A 20227-nucleotide genomic window follows, 5' to 3' on the forward strand; every position below is an offset into this window, starting at 1 on the left:
TTTAGCCTCCTATTCCACGTTGATTGCTGCGGATCAAAAGCCACAGCAAGAAGGGTGCACCCAAGGCACCAGTGATTACACCGACGGGCAATTGCGTCCCGCCGAAAGCATTCGAGCCCACAAAGTCGGCGAGCAGCACTAGTGCGCTTCCGGTGAGTGCAGACAACATCAGGTTCGCGGCGCCCTTGTTGAGCATCCGCGCGAGCGGTCCCGCCATAAACGCGACGAACGCAATGGGACCCGTGATCGCGGTAGCTACCGCGCACAACGCCACCGCCACCGCCACAATGCCGAGGCGCACTCGCGAAACGTGCAGACCGAGCCCAGCTGCGACGTCGTCCCCTAGTTCCAAAATCCGTAGTTTGCCCGCCGCGATTGCCGTCAGCGGCGCCAAAATGGCGAGGGCGATCAGCAATACTTGCACGCGATCCCACGTGCTGGAGTTGAGGGAGCCGATCATCCAGCGCAGCGCGTCGCCCACCGTGCGCACATCCGCGCGCGTGAGTAGATAGCTGATGACGGCTTGCAGCATGGCCGCGAACGCGATGCCCATGAGGATGAATCGACCACCCGTATGGCGACCGGAGTTCGCAAGGAAATAGATCAGCAGCGCAACCGCGAGGCCACCCGTGAGCGCGAGTCCTATGAGCGGCCACCCTTGCAGGCCGAATAGCAGCATCCCAGTTACGGCCGCGGCGCTCGCACCGTACCCGATACCGATCACGTCCGGGCTGGCCAGCGGATTGCGGAGCAGGTTCTGGAAAAGGGTGCCTGACAAGCCAAAAGCCGCTCCCGCGAGCATGCCAATGAGGGCTGCGGGGAGACGGTCTTCCATGACTATGAACGTGGCGCCCGGGATGGTTTCGCCGCCCACAATCCGCCAAAAATCCACGAAGGACACTTGGAAAGATCCCAGCAGAACCTTGGCAAAAAACAGGAGTACGACGACGCCGCTCAAGCCCGCGATGAGGCTTGCGGAGCGCTTCACACCGGTTTTAGACGGAGCCTTCTGGGTTACTGACGTGGTCACAAGCCCACCTTCTTCCGGGATCGGATGAGCCAGATGAAGACGGGTGCTCCAATGAGGGCCGTCATGACGCCCACTTGGACCTCCGTGGGTGGCAGGATGACGCGGCCGATCACGTCGGCGGTCAGCAAGAGGACGGGTCCCGCGAGCAGGCTCAGTGGGAGGACTCTCAGGTAGGAAGATCCAGCGAGAAGCCGGACGGCGTGGGGGATCACGAGTCCTACGAAGGCGATGGGTCCGGCAAGCGCCACTGCACCGCCGCAGAGCAGCACCACGCCCAGGCCTGCGATGATGCGCGCGCGATGCACGTTGGTGCCAAGTCCGCGCGCCGTGTCTTCACCCAGGGAGAGCGCGTTCAAGCTGTGGCTGGACGCCAGCACAATGAGGGCTCCGATGGCCACGTACGGGGCAACGCGGGCGATGTCCTCGAGGGAGCGAGCGCCCAGAGTTCCCACTTGCCAGAAGCGGAAGGTATCCAGGGCTTCTTGGCTCAGCATGAGGATGGCGCTCATGATGCTTGAGAGTCCCGCCGCGAGAGCCGCGCCGGCAAGGGCGAGCTTGATAGGCGTGGCGCCTTCACGGCCCAAGCTGGCTACGAGATACACCACGAGCGCGGCCGCTGCCGCACCCGCGAAAGCGAACCACATGAACACGTTGATGCTTTGAGCTCCCAGAAGATAGATGCCGCCGACCACCGCGAGGGACGCGCCAGCGTTGACGCCGAGAACGCCCGGGTCTGCGAGGGGATTTCGCGTAATGCCCTGCATTCCCGCGCCAGCCAGGCCTAGCGCCGCGCCCACGATGAGTCCCGTCAAAGTGCGAGGAATGCGCGCCAGTACCACAGCGTGATCACCGTTGGTGGGGTCAGCGTGAGTGAGCGCGTCCACGACGGTGAGCAGCGTCGTCGTACGGGATCCGATAGTTAGCGACAACGTCAGGGCAGCAAACAGCGCCACCACCAGCGCGACTCCGATAAATGCGGAGCGGCCGGTGGTGACGCGGCGAGTAAGGGAACGGGTAGTCAAAGGAGTTACTAAGCTGCCTTGGCAGCCTCGGCACCCTTCACGATGTTCGGAACGATCTGGTCAAGCGCCCATGGCAAGCTCAGCGGGCTCGACGCGGAGACCGCGAGCGTCAACGCCTGGCTGCTCTCGGCAACGAGACCGCCCGTTGCAGCGGCCGGGATCTGGCCGAGCAACTTGTCCTTCTTGATGTCATCCACGGTGGCACCCTCAGGAAGCCACGTGAAGAACACGTCGGCCACAAGCTCGTTCGCGCGCTCGGCGGACCAGCTGTAGTAGAAGCTATCGCCCTGCTTGTTCTTCTCGACGATCGGCGCCTCGGTCATGCCGAGGGAAGCGAGGAAGCGCGAGCGGTTATCGCCAGCGGTGTAGATGTTGATGCCGCCGGTTGCTGGCTCGAGGTTGCCCGCGATGTAGGTGGTGTCCTGGAGGACAGGGTTGGCGTCGCCGGCGTCAGTGAGCTGCTTTTCAACCGTTGCAATGAGCTCTTTGGCTTCAGCTTCCTTGCCAAGAGCCTGGCCGATAGCGAGCGTGGAATCCTGCCACGGCGCGGTGTAGGCGGCGGCAACCGGGCCCACGACCTTCGCGATCTTGGACAGCTTCGTGTATTCCTCTTGGGTCAGGCCGGAGTATGCGGCGACGATGAGGTCTGGCTGGAGCTTGGCGATCTCTTCGAAGTTGATGCCATCGGCTTCGTCGTACTGGACGGGAGCCTTGTCAGAGCCGATTTCGGCGCCCAGCTCCTTGAGCTTGGCATCCTTCCAGTCCGTGGAATTGTTGGCGTTCTGGCCCCATACGTCCTTGGCCATGCCAACGGGGACGACGCCAAGCGCAAGCACGGTGTCCGCATTGACCCAGGACACCGTTGCGATCTTGGTGGGGGCTGCATCAATCACCGTCTCGCCGTAGATGTGCTTCACGGTGACGGGGAAGTTCTGTGCAGCGCTCGCAGAGGTGGATCCGCTAGTGGAAGCCGAGCTCGTGGTGCTGGTTGAGCTGGTGGCACACGCTGAGAGGCCAAGAACAGCGGTGGAAGTGAGTGCTAGCAGAGCTGAGCGACGGGTGAGTTCCATCAGGATTCCTAGGTGACGAAGGGTCGGGAAATCATTCCCGAAAGCGTTCGTAAGTTAGGTTAGCCTTAGTTGCTCCGAATACGCAAAATTAGTGTGCCGTAATCAATCGTAGCATTCTGCCTCCATGTCGCTCGCGGCTGCTCGTGATAAGGGGGTAGAAATTTTGTTGAACAATACTCTCGACAGATTGTTCAACAACCTGTACTGTTTCATTCATCATTACTTGTGACTGAGGTCACCTGCACCCCTTGGATGGAATTATGGCTGACGTAAAGGTCTCGAATACGAGTACCGGCTCTCACCGCACAGCGCTCCTTGGAGCAATGTTCTTGATGGCGACCAGCGCCATCGGTCCTGGATTCATTACCCAGACCACGGTCTTCACTGTCCAGCTCGGCGCTTCTTTCGCTTTCGCGATCCTCGCCTCGATCTTGGTAGACATCGCAGTACAGCTCAACGTCTGGCGCGTTATCGGCATCTCCGGTATGCGCGCGCAAGAACTCGGCAACAAGGTTCTCCCCGGCATTGGCTGGGTCTTGGCAGGCCTCGTGTTCATCGGCGGCCTCGTCTTCAACATCGGCAACATTGCAGGTACGGGCCTTGGCTTGAACGCAATGCTGGGTCTCGACCCGAAAATTGGCGGCATCATCTCCGCTGTCATAGCCATCTTGATCTTCTTGTCAAAAAAGGCGGGCATGGCCTTGGACCGGATTGTTGTCCTCCTTGGTGCCATCATGATTCTGCTCATGCTCTACGTGGCAATCGTGGCAGCTCCTCCCATTGGTGAAGCACTCAAGAACACCATCCTTCCTGAGAAGGTGAACTTCTTGGTCATCACCACCTTGATCGGTGGCACCGTTGGCGGTTACATCACCTACGCAGGCGCACACCGCATGATTGACTCCGGCGTTCACGGCGAAGATGCCATCAAGGACATCAGTCGCACCTCCGTCTTGAGCATCATCATTACCGGCGTCATGCGCGTGCTGTTGTTCCTCGCTATCTTCGGTGTGGTCGCCGGTGGCGTTGCCCTCACCTCGAGCAACATGGCCGCAGAAGCATTTGGTCATGCAGCCGGCGAAATCGGTATCCGCATGTTCGGTGTGGTCCTCTGGGCCGCTGCTTTGACCTCCGTCATTGGTGCCGCTTACACCTCCATCTCCTTCGTCACCACGCGTGCAACGTCGGAACGTAAGCGCAACATCTACACGGTCATCTTCATCGCCTTCTGCGCTGTCGTCTACATCCTCATCAACCAGGCTCCACAAGCCCTCTTGGTCTTCGCAGGTGCCTTCAATGGCTTGATTCTCCCGGTCGGATTTGGCGTATTGCTCTACGCAGCATGGCGTCGCCGCGATTTGCTTCACGGGTACAAGTACCCAGTGGGACTCCTCGTTGTCGGTGTGTTGGCTTGGTTGCTGACTATCTTCTTGGCTTGGAACTCCCTCGCGGGCATCGCTTCCCTCTTCAAGTAAACCGATCAGGTGATGCTGAGTTCCACAGGGTGGTAACTGTCCTCTAGGCAGGCCGCCCTGTGGAGCTTTTTCACTTCCCACTCCGCCCATAAACGTTCCCCAATAAAGTCCGAACGCTCTCCAAAGATCGCAAGACTTCTGAAAGAAGGACCCATGAATACGGCAGCCACTACGGAAGATTTATCCAAGATTTCACCCCAGCAGGCACGTGAACTCTTCCGTGACGGTCTGGTGGTCCCCACGGCGGGAATCTCGTTGGGTTACGCGCAAGCGAACCTCATGATCGTTCCCAAGGACATGGCCTTTGACGTGCTGCTTTTCGCGCAGCGCAATCCCAAGCCGTGTCCCATTCTTGGCGTTCTCGATGCCGGTGAAACGTCTGGCCCCTTGCTCAAGGGCGGCGATATCCGCACGGACGTGCCGCAGTACGTGGTCTACGAGAACGGCGTTGCCATCGATACGCCGACCGACATCACGTCTTACTGGCGCGACGACTTCGTGACCTTCATTATTGGTTGCTCATTCACCTTCGAAACCGCGCTCCTTGAGGCGAATCTCCCCGTCGCACACATCGCCCAAGGCGTGAACGTGCCGATGTACCGCACGAACGTGCGTTGCGAATCCGCCGGCAAGATGGGTGGCCCGTTGGTGGTCTCGATGCGGCCAATGCCCGCGAATCTGGTGCCGGACGCCGTGCGCATTACGTCCCGCTATCCTGCGGTCCACGGCGCACCAGTCCACATCGGTAACCCGGAAGAGCTGGGGATCACGGACATCAATTCGCCAGACTTCGGCGACCCCGTGGTCATTCCAGAAGGTCAGATCCCCGTCTTCTGGGCCTGCGGAGTGACGCCTCAAGCGGCAGTCATGGAATCAAAGCCAAGCATCGCGATCGGCCACGCGCCGGGCCACATGCTCATCACGGACGCCAAGGATTCGCAGTACCTGGTTCCGTAAGAAGGCGGAGATATCGCGCTCAGGAAGCGGCATCAGAGACTACCAACAGCGGCGTCAGCGGCATGAGGCTTCGCCAACGCTCAGGGAGTGCGGCGTAGTTTTCAAGCACTAGCGTCACAATGTCTTCGCCAGATAGGAGACGCAAGCCTGGGACTTGACGCTCGCTGCCCAAAGCTTCTCGACTGTAGGTTCCTAGCGTCATGAACACTAAGAGCTCGCCGGTACCCCGAGTACCTATAAGCTGCTGAACATCAGGCGAGCCAATCGTGCTGGTGGTGTGTTTGCACTGAACTTTGATAAGCGGCGGTTCAACGCCGAGAGGGTCTTTATGGGCGATCACGTCCACGCCGCCGTCTTGGGAGTACGAGGTAACTCGAGCTTGATAGCCAAGTGCGCGTAAGAGATCGGCGGAGAATTCTTCGAACTGTCGATGGCTGAGGCGTTCAAGAAGCACCTCGAGAACAAAATCTCGCGTGTGCCGCTCAATTCGAGAGGCTCGTGGTTCATCGAGTGCATCGTCATCGGATACGAAAGAAGCGGCAGCGCGCTCTACATCGGCGGTTACCTTTTCAACATCTTCGGTCCTCGCCTTCAAAGCCGCCAGGAATTCGTGAGAGTGCTTTCGAATCTTGAATAGGGTGATTGCCGATCCGATTTCGTAGAGCGCAGGTTGGGTGAAAACCGTGCGCGATAGTCCGATCTTCTTCCATTCGATGCTGCGCCTGTGCCTGTGGGTCGGCTCATTGGCGGCGAACTCGTAGGGACCCTTGACGATGCCGATGTTGATGGTGCTATCTGGCTTGTATGGCGCGACTACTACGTCGCCAATCTTGATTTCATCGCGAAAGCGCAGAAGGATCCCGGCCCAGATGGGAATCGCCTTATGGGCGTCTTCAGGTGTGTTTCTAGCCAGTTCTGCTTTGAGCCCTTCGCGACCGTCAGGTATTTGGGACAGATCGCCGATATTGTCCCAGCTGAGACTGACGAAACTATCCTCCAGCAATTCAGTACTGAGAGTGTCGTTGTGAATGCCCCAAAATTGCATGAACTGATCCTTTTTCGTGAGAGAAACCTCGAGACAATCTCACCTTAAGGTTGTCCCACTTGAGCAAGATCTGCTTTTCGTCGCTTGCGAAGCGCTTGAGCCTCTCACTAAGGACTCTAGCTTGATTCGCCTCAGGGTAAGTCGATTTCTTGGCTCCATCGTGACGTCGTTTAGCGCCACCTAAAGTGCTCCGAAGGTGGTACGAAACGACGTCAAAGATTTTCCGTGAGTGGCACGGCACAGAAGAGTCAAAGATTTTCAGTGAGTGGCACAGCCCAGAAGATGACAGTCGCCCCCAAGAACTCACGTCAGCGAAGCCGCTAGCGATTCACCACGTGGGACAAGAGCTCAGCCTCGGCTGACTCGAGGTACTCACGGAGTTCGCCGGCGGCTTCTTCGCGTTTGCCGTCGCCAATGAGCTGAACGAGAGCGGCGTTGCGCTCCACATAGTGCGAGTGGAAGTCCGGCGTGCTGGACATCGAATAGAACACCAGACGCATCTGGGCGAGCACGCGCTCCATCACTTCGTCCAAAGTGGGCGATCCGCACATTCCCACAATGGCCTGGTGGAGCCGCTGGTTGGCGTTCGCCATGGCACCGACGGCGCCTGCGGCTTTGGCAGAGAGTGCCGCTTCGACAATCTCGTGCATTTCCGCGTACTGATCGGACGAAGGCGTAGCCCACAAAACCGCTGCCGGTTCAATGAACTGGCGCACGCGGTAGATCTCGCGCACGTCATTGACGGTGGGCTCCGTGACGAAGACACCGCGGTTGGGGATACGCGTGATGACGGATTCTGCGGACAGAACCGCAAACGCCTCGCGCAATGTGTTGCGCGAAACGCCAAGTGCCTCGGAGAGGGACTGCTCAGACAGCTTGCTGCCAGGAGTCAGTTTGCCCTCCGAGATCCGCTTGCGCAGTACGGAAACGATCCACGCGCTGGTATGAGCGTGGGCGGCGGATCCCTTCGCAATAGATCCCAGTAGATTTGCGGCAACCATAGGTTCTAATTTACCCGTTGGAAAAACGTCGCCGTGCGCCCCAAGGCGTCAGCTAGCAATCGCCACTCGAGTTGCCACTTTAACGCGGTCCAGCGGCCGGACATGGCGTTAACTTGGCAACTCGATGGCGGGACGGTTTCGAAAAGGTACCTTCTTACGAGATAGTCGCGAGAGCCTGACCTCGTACGACGCCGCCGCCCACCTCGAGCGCGCCGCGCGAGAGGGTGCCAGCGCGGTGAGCAACCACGGTGGTTTCCATTTTCATGGCTTCAAGGACCACGATCGGATCGCCTTCGGCAACCGTTGCGCCTTCCTCAGCCACCCACTTCACGAGGTTTCCGTTCATGGGGGAGAGCAATACCGCAGGGTCGGCAGGCGCGGAAGCTGCGGCGTCGTTCGCGGAATTCTTGGAACGCGAACCGCCACCGTTCATGAGCGCCTGAATCAACCGCGACGGCAAACCGAGCTGCACGGCCTTGCCGTCGAGCTCGATCGTGATGGTCTCGCGGGAGCCGTCCGGAGTGGCCTTCGTGAGGAACTCGGAGGATGCGAGGTCGTCGTTGAAGTCGTTCTCGATCCACGTGGTGTGGACGCGGAGCTCATTCGGGTCCGTGAAGTCGGCGGCGCGAACTACGGCCTGGTGGAACGGAATGACGGTGGGCAGGCCCTTGATGACCAGCTCGTCGAGAGCCTTGCGCGCACGCGCGAGGGCTTGCTGGCGGTTGGCGCCGTGGACGATGAGCTTCGCGAGCAGGGAGTCGTAGTGATCTGGCACCACGGAACCCGTGCGAACGCCTGTATCCACGCGGATTCCGGCGCCCGTTGGGGCTGCGAATTCGGTGACCTGGCCGGGGCTTGGCAAGAAGCCCATGGACGGATCCTCGGCGTTGAGGCGGAACTCAAACGCGTGACCGTTGGGGAGGGGATCCTCGGTGATGGAGAGCGGGAGGCCGTCCGCGATGCGGAACTGTTCCTGCACGAGGTCGATTCCGGCGGTCTCTTCAGAAACCGGGTGCTCCACCTGGAGGCGCGTGTTCACTTCGAGGAAGCTAATGACGCCATCTGGAGCCACCAAGTACTCGACCGTTCCTGCGCCGGTGTAACCGGCAGCGCGGCAAATATCCTTCGCGGATTGGTGGATGCGCGCACGCTGCTCGTCCGTCAAGAACGGCGCAGGGGCTTCCTCCACGAGCTTCTGGTTGCGGCGCTGGAGCGAGCAGTCGCGGGTTCCCACTACGACGACGTTGCCGTGCGTATCTGCGATCACTTGCGCTTCGACGTGGCGCGGACGGTCAAGGAAGCGCTCCACAAAGCACTCGCCGCGGCCGAAAGCGGCCGTGGCTTCACGGACAGCCGAGTCAAAAGCGTCCTCGACGTCTTCGATCTTTCGGGCGATCTTCATGCCGCGACCGCCACCGCCGAAGGCTGCCTTGATGGCGACGGGGAGGCCGAATTCCTCGGCGAAAGCGCGGACTTCTTCGCCCGAGTTCACGGGTCCGTCGGTGCCTGGAACGAGCGGGGCGCCGGCAGCGACGGCGATGTCTCGAGCGGTGACCTTGTTGCCAAGAACCTTGATGGCTTCGGGGCTCGGTCCAATCCACGTGAGGCCGGCGTCAATGACGGCCTGTGCGAAGTCGGCGTTCTCGGACAAGAAGCCGTAGCCCGGGTGCACGGCGTCGGCGCCGGAATCCTTGGCGGCCTTGAGGATCTTTTCGATCACCAAGTAGGACTCAGACGATGCCTGGCCGCCGAGCGGGATGGCTTCATCGGCGATCTTGACGTGCATCGAGTCAGCATCAGGCTCCGAGTAAACGGCAACCGAGCCGATACCGGCGTCCGCGCATGCACGAGCGACTCGAACTGCAATTTCGCCACGATTGGCAATCAACACCTTTTTCATGCGGATGGTCCTTCGTTCTTTTCGGAGCCCTGAGGGCGAGTGGATGATGATGTGCTTGTTGAGTTTTCTAGAGGCAAGAAGGTGTCCGGGTCCACCGCAGTGAAGCGGACTTTGGCCCCCGGTGGGAGTTGGGCGGCGAGCGGCATATCGCGCTCGATGACCACGCCAGCTACCGGGTAGCCGCCAGTGACTGGGTGATCCGCGAGGAACAGCACCGGCAGGCCAGATGGTGGGATCTGGAGGGACCCAGGTACGGCGCCTTCGCTCGCGAGTTCGCCGTCTTTTGCGCGGGTCATCGGGCGGCCGCCGGCGGGAAGTTCAAAGCGAACACCGATGCGGTTGGACTGGCTGGTGGCCATCCATTCCTGCTCGGTGAGGGCGCTGATGCCTGCTTCGTCGAACCAGTCGTCGCGCGGGCCCAGCGTGATGCGCAGAGTGGTGACCTTGCCGATCATTGGCAGGACGCCGGTGGCTGGCTCGTCGCTGCCCACCGAGTTGTTGCGCTTAGCCTGACCGACTGGAAGGACCTTGCCCTTAGCCAGCGGTTCTGGACCAACGCCAGACATGGAGTCCGTGGCACGGCTGCCCAAGACTTCGGGCACCATGAATCCGCCGCGGACGGCAACGTAGGTGCGGAGTCCGGCTTCGGGGGCTTCGATGCGCAGGGTTTCACCGTCATAGAGGGAGAAGGCCGTGCGCAGCGGAGCACGGCGAACCTCGGGCTCGGGAAGCTCTTCTTCCTCGCCCTCCTCCAGATCCTCGGAGGGTTCCGGGATCTCCATGAGGGCAGGATTCTGGGTGACGAATGCCTTGACCTCGGCGCCCGTGATCGCGACGATCACGTTGCCGAATGCCTTGAGCTCGAGTTCTCCAAGCACGTTTTCGAGGACCGCGAGATCCGAGTCGTTGCCCACCACGCGATTAGCCTGACGTGCGGATGCCTTGTCTGCGGCGCCGGATGCGGAGACGCCGAGGTCGCCGAAGCCGGGGCGGCCCAAGTCTTGGAGCAGGGTTTGAAGGCCGGGGTCGATGATCTCGAGGTACGTGGAGGTTGATCCCACGGCCTGATCCGCGGTGACCTCGGGAGTGGCCTCTGAAGCGGACTCAGGCTCGGAATCAGGGACGACGGCGCTGATGGTCTCGCGGGTGGCTTCGTATTTCACGATGTCACCTGGGCGAACGAGCGCCGGGTTCTCGCGGCCCAAGTCCCACATGCGCTCGTTGGTGCGACCGATCAGCTGCCAGCCGCCAGGGGAGCGGCGTGGATAGACAGCGGAGAAGTTGCCGGCCAAGGCCACAGACCCAGCCGGAACGGCGGTGCGCGGAGTCTCACGACGAGGGACATTGAGGGGATCGTTGTCCGCTACCAAATAGGTGAATCCGGGGGCGAAGCCGCCGAAAGCACCCTTCCATTCAGCGGACGTGTGCGCCTGGATGACGCCTTCCACGCTGAGGTTCGTCAGGTCGGCGACGGCCTGGAGGTCTTCGCCGTCGTAAACCACAGGAATAAGGATGGTTTCGCCGGCGACTGTAGCGGCGTCGTCGTACTGCATGGTGGCAAGCAACTGAGCCGCTGCAACCGCGCGGGGCCGTGAATCAAAGGCGACCATCACCGTGCGGGCAGCCGCGAGCAATTCGCGCTGACCGGGAAGCGGGTTGTTCGTGAGGTGCGTGTGGATGCTGACGACGTCGTTCAAATCTGCGCATTCAATAAGGAATGCTTTGGTGCCGGACCAGCGGATGGGGCGTGGCTGATGGTTGGATTCGACGGCAGTGGTGCTCATACGAAGGCCTTGATGGTGACGCCAGCTTCTTCGAGGGCCGCGCGGACTTGGCCGGCCATTTCAACTGCGCCGGCCGTGTCGCCGTGAAGGCAAATGCTTTCGGCGGGCATCTTGATTTCGCTACCATCGATTGCGGTGAGCGTGCCTTCCGTGGCGAGGCGGACCATGTTCTGAGCCACCAGCTCGCCGTCGTGGAGGACGGCGCCCTTCTCGCGGCGGCTGACCAACGTGCCCTCCGGGGTGTAGGCACGGTCTGCGAAGGCTTCTGTGACGGCGCGGAGGCCTGCTTCTTCGGCCTTCTTCAGCGCGACGGACCCGGGCAGAAGGAGCAGTGGGAGTTCCAAGCCGCTGGCCTTGACGGCGTCTACGACGGCCTGGGCGTGAGCTTCGTGGTGAACGATCGTGTTGTAGAGCGCGCCATGTGGCTTGACGTATTTGATGGTGCCGCCGACGGACCTGGCGATCGCCTCGAGTGCGCCGATTTGGTAGAGCACGTCATCGGCGAGTTCCTGCGGGGAGCAATCAAGGAAGCGGCGGCCGAAACCGGCGAGGTCGCGGTAGGCCACATGGGCGCCGATCGTGATGTTCTGGGCCACGGCGTCCGCGCACGTCTGCTTGATAGAGGAAGGATCGCCGGCGTGGAAGCCACACGCAACGTTCGCGCTGGAGACGGATTGGAAAATGGCCGCGTCGTCGCCCATGGTCCAACTGCCGAAGTGTTCTCCAACGTCGCTGTTGAGGTCAATGGTGTTCAAAGTGATCTCCGTCTCAAGAGGTGGTCTACTAAGAATGCACTATCGGCGGAGATTGTTCAACAATTATTTTTTGCGGGTGGGCGCAACTTGGCTTCGGCACTGGCTTCAGGTGCGCTCTAGACCTAGCTTTCGAGCGTGTACCGGGCGCCATCGGCGCTGCGCGAAAGGAAGCCAGAATCCACGCCATCGCGCCGAACGAGGGCCACGTCCTGAATGAACATGGCGATTCCGGCATTGAGTTCGGGCTCTGTTAAGAATGTGTGAGGCGGTGAAGTTATCCTCTACTCATGACTACTGAGATGCAGAACCTGAACCTTGAACTCGAGTTCAAAGTCCCACGCGCCAAAGTCTGGGCTGCGTGGACCGAAGTTTCCCAGTTGGTGCAGTGGTTTGCGCCGGAAGGCTGGACGGTTCGCGAGTCTGACGCCGTGATTGATGCTCGCGTGGGCGGCAAAGAACACTTTGTGATGCACTCGATCGAGAACCCGGAGATGCAGTCCCCAGTGGATGCCGTCTTCACTGAAGTTTCTGAGCTGTCGCTCTTGGTGGGCCAGACCGAGGCCACCCCGCAGAATGGCGGAAGGGTCATGGAGCTTCGCGTTGAGCTCGAGGAAATCGACGCCAACAACACCCGCATGAAGGTCACCCAGGGTCCTTACGCTGCCGACATTCTTCCGCTGGCCGAGCAGGGCTGGGGCAGCACGATGGGCAAGCTCCGCGCGCTCCTCGAAGGCTAGTTCAGAGCAGGTTGGCGGCCAGTCTCTAATGGCGCCATGGGGCGAGGTATCCGGTGGCATGACGAGCGTCACGGCCGGATACGGGAATCTGTCAAACGTTCAAGCAGTTGACTCCCTATGAACGAGCGGCCGGATTTTTCCGGCTTCGCCTCCCTAGCTTTTTCATGAGGAGAACATCATGGCAACTAACGTATTGACCCTCGTAGGATCCCTGCGCAGCGGATCGACTAACGCTCAGCTTGCAGAAGCTGCCGTAGCAACCGCTCCGGAAGGCGTTGAGGTTTCCGTATTCCAGGGCCTCGAGAACATCCCGTTCTACAACGAAGACATCGACGTTGAGGGTCATGTTCCTGCTGCTGCCGCCGAGCTTCGCGCAGCTGCTGCAGATGCCGACGCTTTGCTCTTGGTTTCCCCTGAGTACAACGGCACCATCCCAGCTGTCTTGAAGAACGCCATTGACTGGCTGTCCCGCCCATACGGCGCTGGCGCTGCTACGGATATGCCAACCGCCGTGATCGGAACTGCCTTCGGTCAGTTCGGTGGCGTGTGGGCGCAGGATGAGGCTCGCAAGTCTGCAACCATCGCAGGTGCCAAGGTTCTCGACGACGTCAAGCTCTCCATCCCTAACTCGGTGGTTCGATTCGCTGAGACCCACCCGAAGGATGACTCCGAGGTTGTGGGGCAGCTTGCTGACGTTCTCGGCAAGCTTCGCGCAGCTGCCGAGCTCAACTAGTAGCTGAGCTCCACTAACTACAGAGCTCAACTAAGACATTTGCCCGCCTCGCGCGGGTTCAAAAAGCGCCGTCCTGCATTCGTGTGAGGCGGCGCTTTTGCGTGCGCCAAGGACGTTCTTCGAGGCAGAAAGATTTCTAGTGCGGTGCGGGGTGCCCCTATGTTCTGTGTCAAGCTATTTTCAGCTCCGGAACGTCATAAAGTGAGCCATCCCGAATCATGGCAAACAAGACTGTGAGGCGACGGTGCGCTAACGCGATGAGTGCCTGGTTATGGCGTTTCCCCTGAGCCCGTTTCCGGTCATAGTAGTCCCGACTGGTCGGATCAAAACGGATGGACGCAAACGCCGAGAGGAAGAGGGCTCGTTTCAAGCGTTTGTTCCCTGAATGACTAACGCGTTCGGACTTGATCGATGTCCCCGATTGACGCGTGGTTGGTGCCAGGCCGGCGTAGGAGGACAACGCTGCGGCGCTGGGGAAGGTCTTGCCGGAGGTCTCGGCGATGATGATCGCTGCGGTCCTGACGGCGACCCCTGGCATGGATGTCAGGACCGGGTAAAGAGGGTGAGCCTCAACCATGGTTTCCAAGTGCATGGCCACATCTACCCGCTGGGCGTGCAACGAGATTAATTGCCGGGCCAGGTGAGGGATCACCAGTCCAGCAGCATCGGTGCCGACCACGACCACTGTTTGCTCATCGAGCGCGTCCATGATGGCTACAGCCCAGGCAGTGTGCCGGCGGGCACCGTATTTCTTCAGCTTCGCGTCGATCCGCGCTTTGCCGGCATGCTTCAGTTGCGCTGGAGTAGGCCAGGTAGCGAGGATTTCAAGGACGGCGTCGTGTTCCAGCCAGGGGCCGAGGATCCGTTCTAGTGGCGGGTGGATTTGGGTGAAGAGACCGCGGATCCGGTTGCTGGTTTGGGTGATCTGGCGTGCCAGGTCCAGGTCGAATCCGGTGAGCATGCCTAGGGTTGCTTCGTCCTCGTCGGAGACTTGGATGCTGCGCAAGGTGTGTGGCATGGTGCGTGCCGCGTCGGCGATGATGAAGGCGTCTTTTTCGTCTGTTTTCGCGGTGCCTGGATACATGTCTGCGATGCGCCGCATCGAGAGTCCGGGAAGGTAGGCCACCGGAATGCCGAGGTTCTGGGCTACGGCAACAGCGAGGGCGCCGATGGTGGCAGGCTGGTCCACGACTACCAGAACCTGTCCTTGAGCTAGAAGCTTTTGATACACGGCGGTGAGTTTGGTTTCGTCGTTGGGCAGGGTCTTGTTCCAGATTTTGGTGCCGTCTTGGATGACGGCGCAGGCCCAGTGGTCGGTTTTGCCGACGTCGAGGCCGAGGAAGATCTGGATGTCTTCGGTTTTCATGACCGGTGCTCCTTTGAACCGATTAATTGTTCAAGGTCGGCCAACCGTCGGTAGCAAAGTCTTACATCCACGTTACGACTGGCGTCCGTTTTTGGCGCCGTGCCCCTAATCAGCAATCACCTCGCTGCCATCCAATCCCGGTGGCAACACCCCCCGGACTATTGGATAAGCAGGGGCAAGACACCATGCCGGGAATGGCCGGCCGACAGTTCCTATCATCCTCGGGTGAAGGAACTATCAACAAGGTAACGGGCATCGCGGCTACTCTGAACTCGAAGCGGCAAGAACGCTTCGCCGTCGTGCTCCGAAAAATTTACTTGATGTTTCAACTAAATTGGCGTAAGGTAATGCACATGACCACCGAATCCTTGGCTCCCACGCAGCAACCACCCGTATTGTTTCTCAGTCACGGCGCCCCACCCCTCGCGGATGACGCCACGTGGACCAGCCAGCTCAATCAGTGGTCCTCCACCTTCGAGAAGCCCAAAGACATCCTCATGATCTCGGCGCACTGGGAGAATGCTCCCGTGACGCTTTCCGCCACGCAGCGCCCAACCGAGCTTGTCTACGACTTCTGGGGCTTCCCGCAGCGCTACTACGACGTTCGCTACGACGCACCCCTCGCCCCCGAGCTCGCCGATGAGGTCTCCCGATTGGTGAGTGCCCACGGTCATCACGTGGCGCGCGAAGAGGACCGCGGTTTGGACCACGGCGCTTACGTTCCGCTCAAGGAAATGTTCCCTGACGCTGACGTGCCTGTAGTCCAGATGTCCATGCCAACGCTGGATCCGCAGGGTCTCTTTGAGCTGGGTAAGTCGCTGGCGCCGTTGCGCGATCGCGGCACGCTCATTGTGGGCTCCGGCTTCACCACCCACAACCTGCGCTGGTTCAACCCTGCCGCCGGCCCGGATTCGACGCCTCCTTCGGCGTCGAGCGAATTCGACCAGTGGGCTGAAGAGGCCATGGCCCGCGGAGACGTGGACTCCATCCTGGACTTCCTCCACAAGGCTCCGGCCGCTCGCGAAGCACACCCGCGCTCTGAGCACTGGGCTCCGTTGTATGTCGCTTTGGGTGCCGCTTACGCATCCGGTGACATTAACGCGAAGACCGCCATTGACGGTTTCTGGTTCGGTTTGTCGAAGCGCTCCTGGACGCTGACCTAAAGTTCCCTTTAAGTACGACGCCGCCGCTCACCTTAAGCGCGCCCCCTCGCGTACCTGACTTCTTCCTTTTTACGGCGTCAGTACGCGACAAAAGGGAGGCGCGATGGTGCGTGGCGACGTCGTTGTTCATCCCTAAGTGCGATACAAAACGGCCAAGTTGGCCGTGTAAAGTGACCCTTGCTCACGCGTGACGCGGGGTATCTGCAAGAGGGAATTTCGAGGCCATGCTGCTCAAACTGCTCATCAAATACTCCAAGCCGTATACCGGCTGGATCGTTGCAGTCGTCATACTGCAACTGCTGTCGACCATCGCAGCTCTATACCTCCCCTCATTGAACGCCAGCATCATCGATCAGGGCGTTTCAAAGGGTGACACTGATTTCATTTGGCGAACCGGCGGCGTCATGCTCGCCGTGGCATTTGGCCAAGTCATCACGGCAATTCTGGCCGTGTACTTTGGTGCTCGGACGGCAATGGCCGTCGGCCGCGACCTGCGCCGCGATGTCTTTAGCAACGTCTCGGCGTTCAGCGCGCGCGAAGTGAATTCCTTCGGCGCCGCAACGCTCATCACCCGAAACACCAACGATGTGCAGCAAGTGCAAATGCTCTTGCTCATGGCCCTGAACTTCATGGTCTCCGCGCCGATCATGTGCGTGGGCGGCATCATCATGGCGCTACGTGAAGATTTTGGTCTCTCGTGGCTGGTCTGGGTGGCCGTTCCGCTGCTGGGCGTTGTGGTGGGTGTTCTGGTGGCGTTCCTCATGCCGCTCTTCCGCACCATGCAGGATCGATTGGACCGCATCAACGGCGTCCTGCGCGAGCAAATCACCGGTATCCGCGTAGTCCGCGCGTTCACCCGCGAGAAGTTTGAAACCGAACGCTTCGATGAAGCGAACCTGCGCTTGACCGAAATTGGCGTCAAGGTGGGACAGATCTTCGTTCTGATGTTCCCGATCATCATGATGATCATGCACCTCTCCACCGCAGCGGTGCTGTGGTTTGGCGGCCAGCGCGTGGACGCGGGGGAGATGCAAGTGGGCTCCCTGACCGCGTTCTTGCAGTACCTTCTGCAGATCCTCATGGCGGTCATGATGGGCACGTTTATGGTCATGATGATTCCGCGCGCCGTGGTGTGTGCGGAGCGTATCGATGAAGTGCTCTCGACGCCTTCTACGCTGACGGATCCTTTGGTCTCCGGCTCCGGTTCTGCTGAGCCTGTTCCGGGTGCTCCTGCCGTGGAATTCAAGAACGTGAGCTTCGTGTATCCCGGCGCTGAGAAGCCGATTCTCAACGACATTTCCTTTACCGCGCCGGTGGGTAAGACCATCGCGATTATCGGTTCCACGGGTTCTGGCAAGACGACGTTGTTGAACCTGATTCCTCGGCTCTATGACCCGGACTCCGGATCCGTGCTCTTGGACGGCCGTCCCACGAACACCTTGCCACGCTCCGAGATTTCGCGCGTGGTGTCCGCCGTTCCCCAGAAGCCGTTCTTGTTCTCCGGAACCGTGGCTACCAACCTACGCTTCGGCACACAGGATGCCACCGACGAAGAGCTGTGGGAAGCTCTGCGGATTGCTCAGGCGGAGGACTTTGTTCGCGAGAAGGGCGAAGGCCTGGACCTGAAGATCTCTCAGGGTGGCACCAACGTCTCCGGCGGTCAGCGTCAGCGTTTGTGCATCGCGCGCTCGCTGGCCTCAAAGCCGCGCGTCTACTTGTTCGATGACTCCTTCTCCGCTCTGGACGTGTCCACGGATGCTCGCTTGCGGGCAGCGCTCGAGGAGCCAACTAAGGACGCGGCCGTGATCATCGTGGCGCAGCGCGTTTCCACCATCACCTCCGCAGACCAGATTCTGGTCATGGAGAACGGTGAAATTGTGGGCCGTGGAACACACGAAGAACTTATGGAATCCAACGAGACGTACCGCGAAATCGTGGAGTCCCAGATTAGCGCGGAGGAGGTGGCCTAAATATGGCGAAGAAGAAGATGTCTAAGAAGTCTCAGGACGCGAACGTCGCCGTCGTTACTGACGAAGATACCGAGCAGTTTGGCGATGCCTCCATGGACGACGGTTGGGGCGGCCAACAGAGCCTTCGTAAAGCGAAGAACTTCTGGCCTTCCGCGAAGCGCCTTGTAGGGCTCTTGTTGCCGTACAAGTTCTCGCTGGTCTTGGTGTTTGTCTTTGTGGCCATCTCAGTGGTCTTGAACGTGATTGCCCCCAAGATCTTGGGCAACGCGATGAACGTCATCTTTGACGGCATGACGGGCAAGGCGATGCCGCCCGGAATGACCAAAGAGCAAGTGGTCGAGGCGGCCCGCGCGTCTGGAAATACGGACCAAGCGGACATGCTTGCTGGCATGGAGTTCACGCCTGGCCAAGGCATTGATTTCGCGCTATTGGGCCGACTCATCCTTGTGGTGCTGACGCTGTACTTAGTGGCCTCGTTCATGAGCTGGATCAACGGTTACATCCTTAACGCCATCACCATGAAGGCCGTGCGGAACCTGCGCTCCAAAGTGGAAGACAAGATCAACCGCTTGCCGCTGAACTACTTCGATACCCGCCAGCGCGGTGACCTCTTGTCCCGCGTGACCAACGACGTGGACAACATCCAACAGGCCTTGCAGCAAGCACTGTCTCAGCTGGTCAGCTCCGTGCTGACGGTCATCGGCATTGTCATCATGATGTTCATCGTCTCGTGGCAGCTAGCGCTGATTGCCCTCGTTGCCCTCCCGATTTCTGCTGTTGCCGCCGGCATCATCGGCAAGAACGCTCAGGGCAAGTTCGTGGAGCAGTGGAAGGCAACTGGCCAACTCAACGGTCAGATCGAAGAGTCCTTCTCCGGTCATGACCTGGTGAAGGTCTTCGGTCGCGAGCAGGACATGATGAACCGCTTCGAGGAGCGCAACGAAGGCCTGTTCAAGGCCGCGTTCGGTGCCCAGTTCGTCTCCGGCATGATTTACCCGATCATGACCTTCGTGACCTACTTGTCCTACGTGGGCATCGCGATTGCTGGCGGCCTACGCGTGGCTACCGGCCAGATGTCTTTGGGCGACGCCACCGCGTTCATCCAGTACTCCCGCGAGTTCACTCAGCCGCTGGGCCAGATTGCGGGCATGGCCAACATGCTCCAGTCCGGCGTTGCCTCTGCCGAGCGCACCTTCGAGCTATTGGACGCCGAGGAGCAAGAGCCGGAGACGAGTACTAGCCACCTCCCAGAGCGCACCGACGGTCACGTGGAGTTTGAGAACGTTTCCTTCTCCTATACGCCAGAACGTCCGCTCATCGAGGACTTGTCCTTCGACGCGCGCCCGGGTCACACCGTGGCGATCGTCGGTCCTACGGGCGCCGGCAAGACCACCCTCGTGAACCTGGTGATGCGCTTCTACGAGCTCAACTCGGGACGCATCACGCTGGATAACGTAGACATCCGCGATCTGTCTCGCGAAGAGCTGCGCTCCAAAATCGGCATGGTTCTTCAGGATGCCTGGCTCTTCGGTGGCACTATCATGGAGAACATCCGCTACGGTCGCCTCGATGCCACGGATGAGGAAGTCATTGCTGCGGCGCAGGCCACCTACGTTGACCGCTTCGTGCGCCAGTTGCCGGATGGCTACAACACCAAGATCGACGAAGAAGGCACCAACGTTTCCGCTGGTGAGAAGCAGCTGCTGACCATTGCGCGTGCGTTCCTGGCCGATCCTTCACTGTTGATCCTGGACGAGGCCACGTCCTCCGTCGACACCCGTACCGAGGTCCTCGTGCAGCACGCCATGGCTGCGTTGCGCACGGATCGCACCTCGTTCGTGATCGCTCACCGCTTGTCCACGATCCGCGACGCCGACGTCATCCTCGTGATGGAAAACGGTCGCATTGTGGAACAGGGCAACCACGAAGAGCTCTTGGCTCGCAGCGGCGCGTACTATCGCCTCTATATGTCGCAGTTCCGCGGGCCTTCCGCGGACATTGACGCTGAGGTTGCCGTGGGCGCCCCGGCTGCCAAGACTGCTTCGGCTGCGGTTTCCCAGCACGACGACGCAGCTCCAGTCCCAGTCGAAATCCCAGCTTCCACTGTGGTCGAGGCCCCGGTGGTCGAGACGCCCGTGGTCGAGGACCAGCCTCAGCCATATCGCGGGAAGCACGCTGCCGAAGACTGATCCATCAAACGACTCATCACTCACACCATC

17 protein-coding genes are annotated in these 20227 nt (G+C 60.1%); 7 read left to right on the forward strand and 10 right to left on the reverse strand.

Features of this window, described 5'->3' with window-relative positions; all coding sequences use genetic code 11:
* Position 1 precedes the first annotated feature (1 nt).
* Genes BKA12_RS10035 through BKA12_RS10045 form a run of 3 tightly spaced genes read right to left on the reverse strand, consistent with a single transcriptional unit; the run spans position 2 to position 3122 of the window.
* Complete coding sequence (locus BKA12_RS10035; protein ID WP_338087499.1) at positions 2 to 1030, reverse strand: FecCD family ABC transporter permease; 1029 nt, start codon at positions 1028 to 1030, stop codon at positions 2 to 4.
* Positions 1027 to 2052, reverse strand: a complete 1026-nt coding sequence (locus tag BKA12_RS10040) for a FecCD family ABC transporter permease (RefSeq protein WP_183643299.1) — start codon at positions 2050 to 2052, stop codon at positions 1027 to 1029. Before BKA12_RS10040 ends, BKA12_RS10035 begins: the two co-directional genes overlap by 4 nt.
* Positions 2053 to 2060: 8 nt before the next feature.
* Complete coding sequence (locus tag BKA12_RS10045; protein ID WP_183643302.1) at positions 2061 to 3122, reverse strand: ABC transporter substrate-binding protein; 1062 nt, start codon at positions 3120 to 3122, stop codon at positions 2061 to 2063.
* Between the two features lie 260 nt (positions 3123 to 3382).
* On the opposite strand from BKA12_RS10045, the gene BKA12_RS10050 reads away from it, so the two are divergent.
* Positions 3383 to 4597 (forward strand): NRAMP family divalent metal transporter, encoded by a 1215-nt coding sequence (locus tag BKA12_RS10050; RefSeq protein WP_183643305.1) that lies wholly within the window; start codon positions 3383 to 3385, stop codon positions 4595 to 4597.
* Between the two features lie 153 nt (positions 4598 to 4750).
* Complete coding sequence (locus BKA12_RS10055; RefSeq protein ID WP_183643308.1) at positions 4751 to 5554, forward strand: putative hydro-lyase; 804 nt, start codon at positions 4751 to 4753, stop codon at positions 5552 to 5554.
* 19 nt (positions 5555 to 5573) lie between these two features.
* On the opposite strand, the gene BKA12_RS10060 is transcribed toward BKA12_RS10055, so the two are convergent.
* The 6 genes from BKA12_RS10060 to BKA12_RS10085 all read right to left on the reverse strand — a co-directional run bounded on the left by BKA12_RS10060 (position 5574) and on the right by BKA12_RS10085 (position 12317).
* The gene (locus tag BKA12_RS10060) at positions 5574 to 6599 is read right to left on the reverse strand and encodes a restriction endonuclease (RefSeq protein WP_183643311.1); all 1026 of its coding nucleotides are present in this window, start codon (positions 6597 to 6599) and stop codon (positions 5574 to 5576) included.
* Positions 6600 to 6919: 320 nt separating this feature from the next.
* Entirely contained in the window at positions 6920 to 7600 is a 681-nt protein-coding gene (locus tag BKA12_RS10065) for a GntR family transcriptional regulator (RefSeq protein WP_183643314.1), read from the reverse strand.
* Positions 7601 to 7754: 154 nt separating this feature from the next.
* Positions 7755 to 9500 (reverse strand): acetyl/propionyl/methylcrotonyl-CoA carboxylase subunit alpha, encoded by a 1746-nt coding sequence (locus tag BKA12_RS10070; protein ID WP_183643317.1) that lies wholly within the window; start codon positions 9498 to 9500, stop codon positions 7755 to 7757.
* Entirely contained in the window at positions 9497 to 11284 is a 1788-nt protein-coding gene (locus BKA12_RS10075) for a 5-oxoprolinase subunit B/C family protein (RefSeq protein WP_183643320.1), read from the reverse strand. Before BKA12_RS10075 ends, BKA12_RS10070 begins: the two co-directional genes overlap by 4 nt.
* On the reverse strand, positions 11281 to 12039 hold the full coding sequence (locus tag BKA12_RS10080; RefSeq protein ID WP_183643323.1) for a LamB/YcsF family protein: 759 nt from the start codon (positions 12037 to 12039) through the stop codon (positions 11281 to 11283). Before BKA12_RS10080 ends, BKA12_RS10075 begins: the two co-directional genes overlap by 4 nt.
* Before the next feature lie 122 nt (positions 12040 to 12161).
* On the reverse strand, positions 12162 to 12317 hold the full coding sequence (locus BKA12_RS10085) for a DUF2087 domain-containing protein (protein WP_338087536.1): 156 nt from the start codon (positions 12315 to 12317) through the stop codon (positions 12162 to 12164).
* A gap of 9 nt (positions 12318 to 12326) precedes the next feature.
* Between BKA12_RS10085 and BKA12_RS10090 the strand changes: the two genes are divergently transcribed.
* Both BKA12_RS10090 and BKA12_RS10095 read left to right on the forward strand, forming a co-directional pair.
* Positions 12327 to 12776 (forward strand): SRPBCC family protein, encoded by a 450-nt coding sequence (locus tag BKA12_RS10090; RefSeq protein ID WP_183643329.1) that lies wholly within the window; start codon positions 12327 to 12329, stop codon positions 12774 to 12776.
* A 178-nt stretch (positions 12777 to 12954) separates the two neighbouring features.
* Complete coding sequence (locus BKA12_RS10095) at positions 12955 to 13509, forward strand: NAD(P)H-dependent oxidoreductase (RefSeq protein WP_183643332.1); 555 nt, start codon at positions 12955 to 12957, stop codon at positions 13507 to 13509.
* A 169-nt stretch (positions 13510 to 13678) separates the two neighbouring features.
* Here BKA12_RS10095 and BKA12_RS10100 read toward each other — a convergent pair whose 3' ends face one another.
* Positions 13679 to 14875, reverse strand: a complete 1197-nt coding sequence (locus tag BKA12_RS10100) for an IS110 family RNA-guided transposase (protein ID WP_183643335.1) — start codon at positions 14873 to 14875, stop codon at positions 13679 to 13681.
* A 353-nt stretch (positions 14876 to 15228) separates the two neighbouring features.
* Between BKA12_RS10100 and BKA12_RS10105 the strand changes: the two genes are divergently transcribed.
* The 3 genes from BKA12_RS10105 (at position 15229) to BKA12_RS10115 (ending at position 20197) form a co-directional block, all read left to right on the forward strand.
* Complete coding sequence (locus BKA12_RS10105) at positions 15229 to 16038, forward strand: dioxygenase family protein (protein WP_183643338.1); 810 nt, start codon at positions 15229 to 15231, stop codon at positions 16036 to 16038.
* Between the two features lie 224 nt (positions 16039 to 16262).
* Positions 16263 to 18008: an ABC transporter ATP-binding protein gene (locus tag BKA12_RS10110; RefSeq protein ID WP_183643341.1), complete on the forward strand. Its 1746-nt coding sequence runs from the start codon at positions 16263 to 16265 to the stop codon at positions 18006 to 18008.
* Positions 18009 to 18010: 2 nt separating this feature from the next.
* On the forward strand, positions 18011 to 20197 hold the full coding sequence (locus BKA12_RS10115; protein ID WP_246361664.1) for an ABC transporter ATP-binding protein: 2187 nt from the start codon (positions 18011 to 18013) through the stop codon (positions 20195 to 20197).
* The last annotated feature ends 30 nt before the right edge of the window (positions 20198 to 20227 follow it).

The sequence above is a fragment of the Neomicrococcus lactis genome, assembly GCF_014200305.1.
GTDB lineage: Bacteria > Actinomycetota > Actinomycetes > Actinomycetales > Micrococcaceae > Neomicrococcus > Neomicrococcus lactis.

Bases quoted from the DNA above. Each gene is read 5' to 3' on its own strand.
- BKA12_RS10065 (WP_183643314.1), bottom strand. From the start codon at position 7,600: ATGGTTGCCGCAAATCTACTGGGATCTATTGCGAAGGGATCCGCCGCC.
- BKA12_RS10105 (WP_183643338.1), top strand. From the start codon at position 15,229: ATGACCACCGAATCCTTGGCTCCCACGCAGCAACCACCCGTATTGTTT.
- BKA12_RS10090 (WP_183643329.1), top strand. From the start codon at position 12,327: ATGACTACTGAGATGCAGAACCTGAACCTTGAACTCGAGTTCAAAGTC.
- BKA12_RS10055 (WP_183643308.1), top strand. From the start codon at position 4,751: ATGAATACGGCAGCCACTACGGAAGATTTATCCAAGATTTCACCCCAG.
- BKA12_RS10050 (WP_183643305.1), top strand. From the start codon at position 3,383: ATGGCTGACGTAAAGGTCTCGAATACGAGTACCGGCTCTCACCGCACA.
- BKA12_RS10045 (WP_183643302.1), bottom strand. From the start codon at position 3,122: ATGGAACTCACCCGTCGCTCAGCTCTGCTAGCACTCACTTCCACCGCT.
- BKA12_RS10095 (WP_183643332.1), top strand. From the start codon at position 12,955: ATGGCAACTAACGTATTGACCCTCGTAGGATCCCTGCGCAGCGGATCG.
- BKA12_RS10060 (WP_183643311.1), bottom strand. From the start codon at position 6,599: ATGCAATTTTGGGGCATTCACAACGACACTCTCAGTACTGAATTGCTG.
- BKA12_RS10110 (WP_183643341.1), top strand. From the start codon at position 16,263: ATGCTGCTCAAACTGCTCATCAAATACTCCAAGCCGTATACCGGCTGG.
- BKA12_RS10070 (WP_183643317.1), bottom strand. From the start codon at position 9,500: ATGAAAAAGGTGTTGATTGCCAATCGTGGCGAAATTGCAGTTCGAGTC.
- BKA12_RS10100 (WP_183643335.1), bottom strand. From the start codon at position 14,875: ATGAAAACCGAAGACATCCAGATCTTCCTCGGCCTCGACGTCGGCAAA.
- BKA12_RS10075 (WP_183643320.1), bottom strand. From the start codon at position 11,284: ATGAGCACCACTGCCGTCGAATCCAACCATCAGCCACGCCCCATCCGC.
- BKA12_RS10115 (WP_246361664.1), top strand. From the start codon at position 18,011: ATGGCGAAGAAGAAGATGTCTAAGAAGTCTCAGGACGCGAACGTCGCC.